Source organism: Clostridium sp. (assembly GCF_029258205.1).
In the GTDB taxonomy this organism is placed as follows: Bacteria; Bacillota; Clostridia; order Clostridiales; family Clostridiaceae; genus Sarcina.
The window spans coordinates 1-12,388 of record NZ_JARHZJ010000034.1; the positions used below are offsets into that span (position 1 = coordinate 1).

General features: G+C 25.2%; 9 protein-coding genes. 2 read left to right on the forward strand and 7 right to left on the reverse strand.

What is annotated here, in order from left to right:
* Positions 1–481 (forward strand): LCP family protein (locus Q1J60_RS04690; RefSeq protein WP_300375009.1); only part of this gene is annotated, 481 nt, incomplete at its 5' end.
* Between the two features lie 84 nt (positions 482–565).
* Here the strand turns inward: Q1J60_RS04690 and Q1J60_RS04695 are convergent.
* The 3 genes from Q1J60_RS04695 to Q1J60_RS04705 form a co-directional block, all read right to left on the reverse strand.
* Positions 566–1,459, reverse strand: a complete 894-nt coding sequence (locus Q1J60_RS04695; protein ID WP_300375011.1) for a beta-1,6-N-acetylglucosaminyltransferase — start codon at positions 1,457–1,459, stop codon at positions 566–568.
* 72 nt (positions 1,460–1,531) lie between these two features.
* Positions 1,532–4,219 carry an N-acetylmuramoyl-L-alanine amidase gene (locus Q1J60_RS04700; RefSeq protein WP_300375013.1) on the reverse strand — a complete coding sequence of 896 codons (2,688 nt, stop codon included), beginning with the start codon at positions 4,217–4,219 and terminating at the stop codon, positions 1,532–1,534.
* 217 nt (positions 4,220–4,436) lie between these two features.
* Positions 4,437–6,701, reverse strand: a complete 2,265-nt coding sequence (locus tag Q1J60_RS04705) for a M14 family zinc carboxypeptidase (protein ID WP_300375015.1) — start codon at positions 6,699–6,701, stop codon at positions 4,437–4,439.
* Between the two features lie 152 nt (positions 6,702–6,853).
* Here Q1J60_RS04705 and Q1J60_RS04710 point away from each other — a divergent pair, with 152 nt between their 5' ends.
* Complete coding sequence (locus Q1J60_RS04710) at positions 6,854–7,993, forward strand: glycosyltransferase (protein ID WP_300375017.1); 1,140 nt, start codon at positions 6,854–6,856, stop codon at positions 7,991–7,993.
* A gap of 29 nt (positions 7,994–8,022) precedes the next feature.
* Here the strand turns inward: Q1J60_RS04710 and Q1J60_RS04715 are convergent, their stop codons facing one another.
* The 4 genes from Q1J60_RS04715 to Q1J60_RS04730 all read right to left on the reverse strand — a co-directional run.
* Positions 8,023–9,318: a lipopolysaccharide biosynthesis protein gene (locus tag Q1J60_RS04715; protein WP_300375019.1), complete on the reverse strand. Its 1,296-nt coding sequence runs from the start codon at positions 9,316–9,318 to the stop codon at positions 8,023–8,025.
* 58 nt (positions 9,319–9,376) lie between these two features.
* Positions 9,377–10,318, reverse strand: a complete 942-nt coding sequence (locus tag Q1J60_RS04720; protein WP_300375021.1) for a glycosyltransferase — start codon at positions 10,316–10,318, stop codon at positions 9,377–9,379.
* Between the two features lie 11 nt (positions 10,319–10,329).
* Positions 10,330–11,553 (reverse strand): O-antigen ligase family protein, encoded by a 1,224-nt coding sequence (locus tag Q1J60_RS04725; protein ID WP_300375022.1) that lies wholly within the window; start codon positions 11,551–11,553, stop codon positions 10,330–10,332.
* A gap of 14 nt (positions 11,554–11,567) precedes the next feature.
* On the reverse strand, positions 11,568–12,388 hold an 821-nt coding region (locus Q1J60_RS04730), incomplete at its 5' end, for a glycosyltransferase family 4 protein (RefSeq protein WP_300375023.1).

Below are 12,388 nucleotides of genomic sequence, written 5' to 3' on the forward strand. Positions count from 1 at the left end.
TTTAGATATCAGAAATGATGAGCTTCAATATATAAATAACTATATTAATGATCTTAACGCTTTAAATAAAACAAATGTATCTAACATAACTTCTGCTGGTACTCAGCATGTTAATGGAACTCAAGCCTTAGCATACTGTAGAATAAGATATACTGCTGGTGGAGATGGTGAAAGAACTGAAAGACAAAGAATAGTTTTAAATAAATTATTTGAGAAATTTACTCAAATTTCTCCAGCTAAATACACAACAATCTTAAATGAACTTATGCCTATGGTAACTACTAGTCTTTCATCTGGTGAAATTCTAAATCTTGCAAAAATAGTTGCTTCTATGGATGGTTCTGGATTAGAGCAAGAAAGATTCCCTAAAGACAACTATTCTAAAGGTGAAATGATAAAAGGTGTGTATTATTTAACATTTAATAAAGATGCTACAATCAAACAAATTCATGATTATATATTTGAGGATATCAAAAGTTAATATATTAATTTAGAAAAACTATATATGACAAAAAATACTGAGAACTTAGTTCTCAGTATTTTTATTATAATTTTAAAATTTAATCTATTTTTTACAATTTAAATAATTAAAGATTTTAGTTATTATTTCATTGTCTATATTTGAACTAAATTTTCTTGCAAATAATCTATCACATTCTATCAATTCCTTAAAATCTTCTTTTCTAAATACATAAGGATTTCCTCTCTTCCAATCTATATATCTCATGCAAGTTTTATAATCATTTATTCCTTTTAAATAAACATTATCATAAAATTTAGAATTATATACTAAAGTTTGCAAAAACAACTCATCTGAACATGTTGTAAACTTAAAAGTATTATTAATCCATTTTTCTTTACTAACAACATACTTAGCTAATTCGTCAGTTATACTAAACCATTGTGCCCCGAAACAAAGTTTAATACTATTATCCCACTTTCTTTCAAACTTAACTACTTTCTGTAATTTTCCAATTATTTTATTAAAATTTCTTACACTACACCCAAGAAGTTTATTTGAAGATTTATAGTATTTCATGAAATGATAATTTTTAACTCTATTTTCAACTTGTTTCGCTTCCTCAAAACTACAAAAATGTATAAATTCTTTTCCCTTATTATCCTCAAAAAACTTATGAATTTCATTCTGACTTTTTAAAGGTAAATCCACACCTGAAATTAAATGATAATAAGAGTAATTGTTTTTTATTGATGCTTTTAATAACTCTAATTCACATTCTATTTGACTTGGAGCTCCCCATCTAACATCTTTTCTTTCAACAAATTCAATATTTGATTTTTTAACTAAACCTTTAAAATAATCAAAAGGAAATTCTTTAACTTTTTTATCTATATGCAAGTATATATCATTTCTTTCATCGTCCAATAAAATAATCAATTTTTCTAAAATTTCAAACTCATTATGTGCAATAATCATATATGCATGTTTTTTTTTCATTTGTCATCCTCCAAACATAAATATTACTAGAAATATAAAATATATTTCTAGTAATATTGAATAATTAACCTATTATCCTATAACTTGCTTAACTGATTTTGCAATTGATTCTGCTATCTTTTGTTGATTATTCGGATCAGCAGCTTTTTTTGCTTCCTCTGGATTTGTAATAAATCCACATTCAACCAATACTGATGGCATATTAGTTCTCTTAACAACCCCCAAGTTTCTATCATGATCTTTTCTATTTAAATAATTAACATCCGCCGATAAATTATCTACTATAGTTTTAGCTAAATCTTTTCCAACTAATGCTTCTTTTGTTGGAGTTAAATCAACACTTAAGTCATACCAATCATATCCATTTGGATCCTTACCTGGAACTATATCAGTATTATCTAAGCCTGATTTCCAACTACTATAGAATGAAGTAGTCCCTTTAGCCATAATACTAGTTGATGAATCATGATGGATACTTATAAATGCATCTGCATTTATATTATTTGCTAAATCAACTCTTTTAGCAATACTTGTACTCAAATCATCCATAGGTCTCTCAAATATTTGTCTTGTTAATATTACATTGTAACCTTGTTTTTCAAGCTCATTTTTTAATTTTACAGCAATAAACATATCCAATTCAGTTTCTTTATATGTTACTCCATCAATTGTTGATTCTGCCCCGTAATCACCACCATAATTATGACCTGGATCAACTACAATTAACTTTTTAGTTAAATCTTTTGCTACACCATTTTCATCTATTTCTCTACCATCTATTGTGGTACTTTTAGCCATTATTCCACTTTCAGGATAGAAATAATATTCTTTTCCCTCTATCTTTTGCCAACCTTTTTGCATTCTTCCAAAATCATTAAAATAATATTTATTCTCTTTGACTTGAGTCCATCCTTTACTCATTATTCCATCATTAGTAAAATAGAATGTCTGTCCTCCTAATTCTCTAAAGCCAGTCGCCATTATTCCAGTATTAATATCTAGATAATAACTTTTACTACCTATATCTTTCCATCCTCTATGCATTCTACCATCTTCATTAAAATAATACTTATCATTGTCTATATTTGACCAACCTTTTTGCATTTTACCATCTTCATTAAAATAATATTTTTCAACGCCTAAAGTCAACCATCCAAATTCCATTCTTCCTAATTCATTAAAATAGTAAGTACTTCCTTCTATATCAACGAAACCTTTGCTCATTAAACCATCATTAGTAAAATAGAATGTTTTTCCACCTAAAACCTTAAATCCTGTTGCCATTTCTCCAGTATTAACATCTAAATAGTAGCTCTTATCTCCAATGTCTTTCCATCCCTTATGCATTTTTCCACTTTCATTAAAATAATATTTGTTATTTCCTACAGTAATCCAACCAGTTTCCATTCTACCTAATCCATTAAAGTAATAATTTTCACCTTTAATTTCTACTATTCCTTTACTCATTACACCATCATTAGTAAAATAGAATGTTTTTCCTCCTAACACTCTTAATCCTGTTGCCATTTCTCCAGTATTAACATCTAAATAGTAACTTTTATCTTCGATGTCTAACCACCCTTTATGCATTCTTCCTAAATCATTAAAATAATAAGTTTTCCCTTCTATTTGTGTAAATCCTTTACTCATTACGCCATCATTAGTAAAATAGAATATTTTTCCTCCTAACACTCTTAATCCTGTTGCCATTTCTCCAGTATTAACATCTAAATAGTAACTTTTATCTCCAATATCTTTCCAACCTTTATGCATTTTTCCATCTTCATTAAAATAATATCTATTTTTATTTATATCTATAAATCCTGATTGTCTAACTCCATCTTTATCAAAATAGTAAGTGTACCCATCAATATCCTTTAATCCAGTTACCTTTTTTTTATTCTCATAATAACACCAATTATTATTTTCTTGAACCCATCCATCTTTAATCTCATTTGTCTTATCTAACATTTCATCATATAAATTTAAAATTTCTAAACCATAAGATGCGCTAGGTGCCCATGCTCCACCTAATTCTTCTACAGTTTTAGCTTTTCCACAAATACTATCGAAATGTCTTGGGTCATATGTATCTTTTTTTGGATATCCATTGGCACCGGCATATAAAGCTAAATGATCTAAATGAGCTTGTACACCTTGATCCCAATTTTCAAATCTAAAATGAGCATTTGGATCATTATCCTCTCCACCTTGTCTTGTTTTTAACCCACAAGGATTATGATAAGTTGCATCTATTACTCCACCAAACTTGCCATAACCTGTCTCCTTTGCTGATTGCGCATAAGCTACTGCTGGATTTACTCCTCCATGCTCTTTAGCATATTTCCAATATAAACTTGCTAATTCTATAAACTCATCTGTAGCACCTTTTGATTTTGCCCACTCTTTTGCTATTTTTTGAGTTACTTTTGTATCAGAAATAATGTCTTTATTAGTCACATTTTGAACTGCAAACATCATAGTCCCATTATTTAATGATTCAATTTCAAATTTATCGTATAAACTCTTATCTTTATTTATATCAATTTCTTCTTTATTTATGTCATATTGATTGTTTTCTAGATTTTTAAAATATTCTTTTTTAGCTATATCTTCATTAGAATTTTTAGAATCGTCATCTTTTTTCTCAATAATAACTGCATCTTTTTTATTTAAATTAACCTCACTAGCTTGTACACTTAAGTTTCCTACTAAACTTGTACTTAATGCTATTGCAACAATTAATGCTATTCTCTTCATGTTAATAATCCCCTCTATCCATATTTTTCTATTTTGCCGTATATTAACACAATAATCTTATCACATTACCCATTAATTTTCAAAAATATTTAATTCCAAAATACTTTTTTTTTTAATTTATTGAAATATAAAAATTTATCATTAACTCTATTATTAATTTTCAACAAAAATCCATAATAAAAAATCACGCCTAAAATTAGACGTGATTTTATTATCATTAATTATTTATTAATATATTTGTTAACCCATCTATAAATTTCCCCGAAAAATTTCTTCTTATTATATCGTAATGAGAACTTGGCATAGGAAATTCTAACAAAACTGATCTTGCACCTATTGATTTACCATAAGTTATTATAAATCCACCTGGATATGATGATATATGTCTAAATCCAAACTCATTATCAAAATATTTTCCTATACTATAATCACCAATTGTCTTATTTTCCCATCCATGAATATCCAAAAGAACTTTTTCACTTGCTCCATCCATTACATTATTGATGAAATTATATAAACTTTTAGCTTCTGGTGAACCTAAAGGCCTATTTCCAGTATAATTTCTGTCACTATAGTATGGTTTAAATCCAATTGGAAATGATCTATTTATATCTTTATGAGTAGTAATAGTAGCTCTTCCTGGTCCATAATTAGTCCATCCATCTAATCTACCATCTGGATTTGCAGAAGGTATTATATATATACTCCATTCACTCAAATCTAAAGCTCTTTCTTGTGATTTATACTGTTCTTTTAAATTATTAATAGTATTTTCAGCTATAGTTTTTAATTCTTCTGAATCTTTATCCCAAGCATCCTCAAATCCATGTACTCCAAATATAGATAAAAGAACTTTTTTTCCATGACCTATTCTATAATAATTTAACTTTCTACCTTCTCCACTTTGACCATATACTCCTTCTTCTACTATTAAGTTTCCTATTCCTTCTGAATTTAAATAATATTCTCCAATCACCTTATTTTTTTGTAAAATACCATTATATTCAAAATAATACTTATTTCCTCCTATAACATTCCATCCTTTTTGCATTCTACCTAAATCATTGAAATAATAACTATTACTGTTAATATCTATCCATCCTTTTCTCATAATACCATTATTACCAAAATAGAATGTTTTTCCACCTAATTCTCTAATTCCTGTTGCCATTATTCCATTATTAATATCTAAATAATAACTATTACTTCCTAAGTCTAGCCATCCTCTATACATATCTCCAGAATCTTTAAAATAGTAACTGTTATTATTCAATTCTAACCATCCTCTAACCATTCTTCCCAAATCATTAAAGTAACAAGTATTGCCATTTAAATTTATCCATCCTTTTCTCATAATACCATCGTTACCAAAATAGAATGTTTTTCCACCTAATATTTTTGTGCCAGTTGCCATAACTCCTGTGTTTATATCTAAATAATAACTTTTACCTTCTAAATCTAACCAACCTTTATATATTTCTCCTGAGTCCTTAAAATAGTAACTATCACTACCTAACTTTAACCATCCATTCACCATTCTTCCAAGATTATTAAAGTAATAGATATTTCCATTAAGTTCTACCCATCCTTTTCTCATAACACCATCGTTACCAAAATAAAATGTTTTCCCACCTAATATCTTTGTACCAGTTGCCATAACTCCTGTATTTATATCTAAATAGTAACTTTTATCTTTTATGTCTATCCATCCCTTGTGCATTCTTCCCAAATCATTAAAATAATATTCTTTGTTATCTATTTCCTTAAATCCTTTTGTCATTACGCCTTTATTATCAAAGTAAAATGTATTCCCGCCTAATACTTTCATTCCTTTAGCCATTATTCCAGTCTTTAAATCTAAATAATAACTTTTATTATCTAAATCTAACCATCCTTTATACATTTCACCATTATCATTAAAATAATATGATTTTCCATCAATTTCTTCAAAGCCTTTTATCATTATTCCTTTTTCATTAAAATAATATTTTTTTCCTTCTATATCAATAAATCCTTTTTTCATAATCCCACTATCATCAAAATAATAATAATTATTATCTATAAGTTTAAGTCCTATAGTTTTATTATTATTTTCATAATAATAAATTTCATTATTCTTTTTAACCCATCCATTTTCTTTCTTATCATTATCACTATTATTTATAATGTGTGTATTATTTTTATTTGTATTTAAATTTACATGAGCATTTTCAGAATTTTTAATATTATTTTTTAATCCACTAGATATTTCATCTTTATTACTACTATCACTTGCTTTTTCTAAATAATTTTGACCTTTACTTTTATCATTTTCCTCATTTGTATTTTTATCATCTCTATTTAAGAGTGTATTGTTTTTTTCGTTATTAACACTAATTGAAATATTTTCTTGCCCTTTATTAAAAGTACTTGCATATACATTTGTATAAGCTATAAAACTACTTCCTAAAGCTATAGAAACTATTATTACTATTTTTTTCATATCATTACCCCTAATATATTATTCCATTTAGTTTTTATACTAATTAATATTATCATATTAATACTAATTTTTCAAAAAATTCATATTTTTATTTTTTTAACATTATAGTATAATAAGTATGTAAAATTCTATGTAAAATTAAGGAGTTTCAAATGAAAATTTTATTTATACCCTGGACATTTAGTAATGGTGGAGGTTCTGAAAAAATACTTTCTAATTTGTTGAATGTTTTAAAAAACTATAACTTTGATATAAGTTTATTTGAAATAGAAAAAGGACACCATGACTTTGATACTGATTGTGATTTATTCAAATACCTAGGATTTTTATTTAAAAACACAAATCTTGAAAATTCTATTCTATATAAAATAAAAAGAAAAGTTTTATTCTTTTTATTAGAAAACTTTCCTTCATTTATCAGAAGATTCTATATAAAAGGAGATTTTGATATAGTAATATCGTTCAATTATTTATATCCTAGTTTTGTAGCCTCTACTTTTAAAGGTAAGAAATTAATGTGGTTTCATGAATTTATAGAAAACCTAGATTATTCTAAATTTAATGGTAAAGAAAAATTAAAAATGAAACATTTATATAAAAAACAAAAAAAAGCTTTAGAAGAAGCAGATTATATAATATCAATTTCAGATAAAACCGAATCTCTAATAAAAACTATATATCCAGAGTTTTCAAGTAAAACAGTTAAAATATTCAATGGATATAATTTTAATGAAATTATTGAAAAATCTAATGAAAAATCTATTGATCCAATAGATTTAATAGCCATAGGACGATTAGATGAAAATAAAAATTTTTCATTGCTTATAAATTCAATAAAAGAAGTAAAAAAAAGTCTTCCTAGTATAAAAGTTAAAATTTTAGGAGAAGGAAATGAACGTGAATTATTAACTAACTTAATAAAAGAAAATTCTCTTGAAAACAATATAGAATTACTTGGATATACAAATAATCCTTATTCATATATAAAATCTTCCTCTTTATTAGTTTTAACTTCTAAAAGAGAAGCCTTTCCAACTGTAATTGTAGAAGCAATGTCATTAAATTGTCCTTTTGTTTCAACTAATGTAGGAGGAGTTAAAGAATTAAGTAATAATGGAAGCTGTGGTAAAGTTGTTTTTGATGAAAAAGACTTATCTAAAACTCTAACACTATTATTAACTAATAAGAATTTATTAAATAATATGAAAAAAAATTGTAGTGAACATGTATCTAAATACTCCTTAGAAAATCAAGCTATAGAATTAAATAAACTAATTTCTTCTTTATTTTAAAAAAGCTACTAGTAAAAACTAGTAGCTTTTTATATTTTTTCTCTATAATTATTTTTTCTCATAATCACTAATTTAAGCATAACAACTACAAAAGCTTGTAAGCTTAAAGCTAATATTACTCCATTTAACCCCAAATTATTTACTAAGAAATAGATTGCAATTAAATAAACCACATTAACACCTAATAAAATAGGAACTGTATATTTTATATAATTTAATGCTATAAACAAACTATGCACTCCTACGGTTCCATTTATAAATACAACAAATACTAAATAAAAGATTAATGAGAATATATAATCATCATAATTTGGAATAAAAAATCCTAACCATAATTCATGAGTAAAGTACGCCAAAACTATTATTACAGTTCCTAAAGCAAAAATTGAATACATAAGTTTATCATTCATCTTTTTAGCACTCTTATAATTTTTCTTAGCTATTCTTTCATTCATTTCAGGATAAATTATTTGTCCTAGTGGGGAACCTAATTTACCAATAATTGAACCAATCTTCTCAAAAACTTTATATATAGATATTTGTGAGTATCCTAAATATTTATTTATTATTACAGTTGTAAGAGTTCCTACTGGTATATCTATAGTAGATGATATATTACTATAAAAGTTAAACATAAAGAATTCCTTATCTATACTTAGCTTTCTTTTATAGAAATCTGTTAACTTTTTCTCTTTTAATGCTTTATAAGCTAAATAGTTTATTAATATATTAGGAAGTATAAATAATATTACTTCTGAGTAAAAATAATAATTAAAATTAAATTTACATAATATACCCATTAAATATAATATTAATCTTGCAATAGCTACTAAAACATTACTGTAAGTTATATAATTAAATTTGTTAAATGTTCTTAATATACCAATTGGTGTTCCTTGTATTTGGAATATTGATGCCCATATAAATATTTTTGCATAAAAAATCATATGACTATTCCAATCCATAAACCTTCCATACATATTTAAAAATACAAAACTAAAAAATGTTGCTAATATTACAGCAATTATATCAAGTGCGTATGACTGATATATATAATCCTTAACTTTCTCATTATCTTTACCTTCAAATGCTACTGCAACGTACTTTATTAAAGCTTGGAAGGATTTAAATCCAAAAATATTATTTAGTAATAAACAATATGTTTGAATTGATAATATCATACCATTAAATTCCAATCCAATAGCTCTTATGATTATCATCATACTAAGCATTCCAATTAATGATACAATGCCCTCTCCAGTTAACAAGACAATAAAATTGTTTAAGAATTTATTATTTTTAAAACTATTAATTAAATTCTTCATTAATTATCCTCTATATTATAATAAAATTATTTTAATTTATATTTTTCATTAATGTCCCTTATTTAAATAACGTTTTTACAGCTACTTTATTTTTATACCAAGTGAAGTATTTAGGAGAAATTATACTTATTAATAATACATAAAACCCCTTTGAAATCTTATTTTTACTTTTTCCTAAGACTAAAGCCTTTTTGTGTAATTCATAAATTTTCTTATTCCAACTTGAATCATCCTTAAGCAATAACCTATTTAGTTCATCTAAATTCAAATTATATAAAGTATTATCCTTTAAATGTTTCTTATAAGTTTTTTGTAAAAACTGAGTTGTAGTAACCTGATAATCTTTCTTACTTATTGAAATCCCATTCTCTCTTAACCTATACTTTAATAATTTTTTATCTAAATTACATACCTTTTTTCCATTAACAACAAACTTCATTATTAACTCATAATCTTCTGCATACAATGCTTTATCGTATCCACCTAATTCTTTAACTATATCAGTTTTATAAATAATAGTTGGATGAGCAAATGGATTATCATATTTTAAATATTTTTTTATGTCTTCATAACTACAAACTCTATTATCCTCCAAATGAATTTCCTTTCCTACCTCGTCTATATACTGGACTTTACTTCCAATAAGCTCATATTCTGGATTATTAATTATAAAATTCATTTGTTCTTCTAATCTAGTGCTAATTGCTATATCATCTGAATCCATTCTTGCAATATATTTACCACTTGAAAGCCCTATAGCTTTATTTAAAGTATTTATTAATCCTAAATTTTTCTCATTAACATAAAATTTTATTCTATTATCATTTTTAGAATATTCTTCTATTAATAATTTTAAGTTTTTATTTTTTGGATTATCTAGTATTATTATAAACTCTAAATCTTTATATGTTTGATTTAATATTGAATCAATACTTTCACGAACCCATATTTCTTCTTCATTATAAACACCCATTATTACTGAAACTTTAACTAAATCCATCTAACATCCTCCTAAAATCCGCCAAAAATGTTTTTAGATTTTAAATGTCTTATTGATTCTGCAATCCATAAAGCATTTATAAACCAAAAAATATAAGTCATTTCAGAAGCTATAGTGTAATCTATACATCCACCAGCAATAAATAGTATATTAGCAATTAAATATTCTATTCTTCTATTTTTATAATATATAAATAACATTGCTAATATTAGCACTATAAATAAAATACCACCAATAATTCCTCTTTCAATTAATTCATTTATAAAAATATTATGTCCATTTGTAAATTGGAAATCTAGGTTAGGATTTGACATAAGAAAATCACTTCCCATAGATACATTCCCCATAGGATCTGAACCTATTTGATGCATTGCACTTTGCCAAATATATAATCTAGAACCTAGAGTAAATATATTTCTCTTCATACTTACAATCCAAATGCTCACAATTCCTATTACAGGCACTCCTATTATAGTTAATATTTTTAAAACTCTAAACCTACGGAATAAACTTAATATTATATCCTTTAATATAAATATTAATGCTAGTCCACCTATTGTAATAGATGTAATAGAACTTGAAAGTATCAAGTTTATGTAAAGCAATATTATTGTTAAAACTTTCATTTTTTTATTTATAAATTTATTATAATTAACAAAGAATATACCAATTAAGCAGTAAAGAGCATATCTACTCTTATGAGAAGTCAGCCATGATAGCCTAACCTCATGATCCCACATAAGATATGTCTTTGTTGGTGTTAAATATATTCCATATTCAAAAGATAAATCTATCTTACTGTATCCTAAAATAACCATGGCAATTGCTGCTATTGATGTTATTAAAAATATATAAAAAATAAATTTATTTAGTTTCTCTATTATGTAATCATTATTAACAAAATCATAAATTAAAAACAACATAGTTATAAATGGAATTACTATATTTACAGAATAAACTATTCCACTAGGCATTTTTACTAAAGTAAGTATTAGAACATATATTACATATATACTAGTTATATAATAAAAACATTTCAAATCTCTATTTTTATCTAAGAACCCTTTCATCTTCACCATAATTCTTATTCTATAAAGAATAAATATACCTGAAATAAAGGTTACAAAATAAAAATAATTAAAATTATCAATAACAATTACCTTTATTAAAACTAAAGCGAATAAGTATAATATCATTATAGGTATTACATTGTATTTTTCATTCTTTAAGGTCATATAAATATCCTCCACTATTGTAAATTTTCATATAATTCACAATAAGACTTTATAAATTTACTAATGTCATATTTATTCATAAAGTCTATTTCTGCCTTCTTTGCTCTTAAGTTAACTTCTTTTTCATTTTGTATGCAAAATTTAATTTTGTCTTTAATTTCATCAGGGTTATTTTTCTTCATTAGTATCCCATTTTTTTCATTAATAACTCCATTAATTCCGCCTACTTGATGAGTAATAATTGGAATATTATAACTCATAGCTTCTAATAACGTTATTGGTAACCCCTCCATATCAGAGTGTATTATTAAACAATCACTTTCATCAAGTACATCCCTTACATCTTCAACAAATCCATAAAACTTTATTTCATTTTTCATGTCATTAGTATCTACAAGTTTCTTTAATTCTTCTTCTAATTCTCCATTACCAGCTATTATACATTTAAATTTAATATCTTCTTTTTTTAATTCTATCAACGCTTCTATTAATTTTTTATGTGCTTTTACTGGTGTTAATCTTCCTACTGTACTTATTGTAAAAATATCATTTAATCTCTTCTCTCTTTTCTCTAATGGCTTTATTCCATTTATAATAGTATCAATTTTTGTCGAATCAACATTCATATCATTAATAAAAAATTTATTTAAAGAATCAGAAACAACAACATATTTCTTATTATATCTTAATAAAATCTTTTGTATCCAGCAATATGTTTTACCTTTGACCTTATTCGTGGTATCAAAGTCAGCTCTACTATGAATAGTAGTGACTAATTTACACTTAGTCATCTTAGATAATAAAACTCCAAAAATTTCAGATGTAACTCCATGAG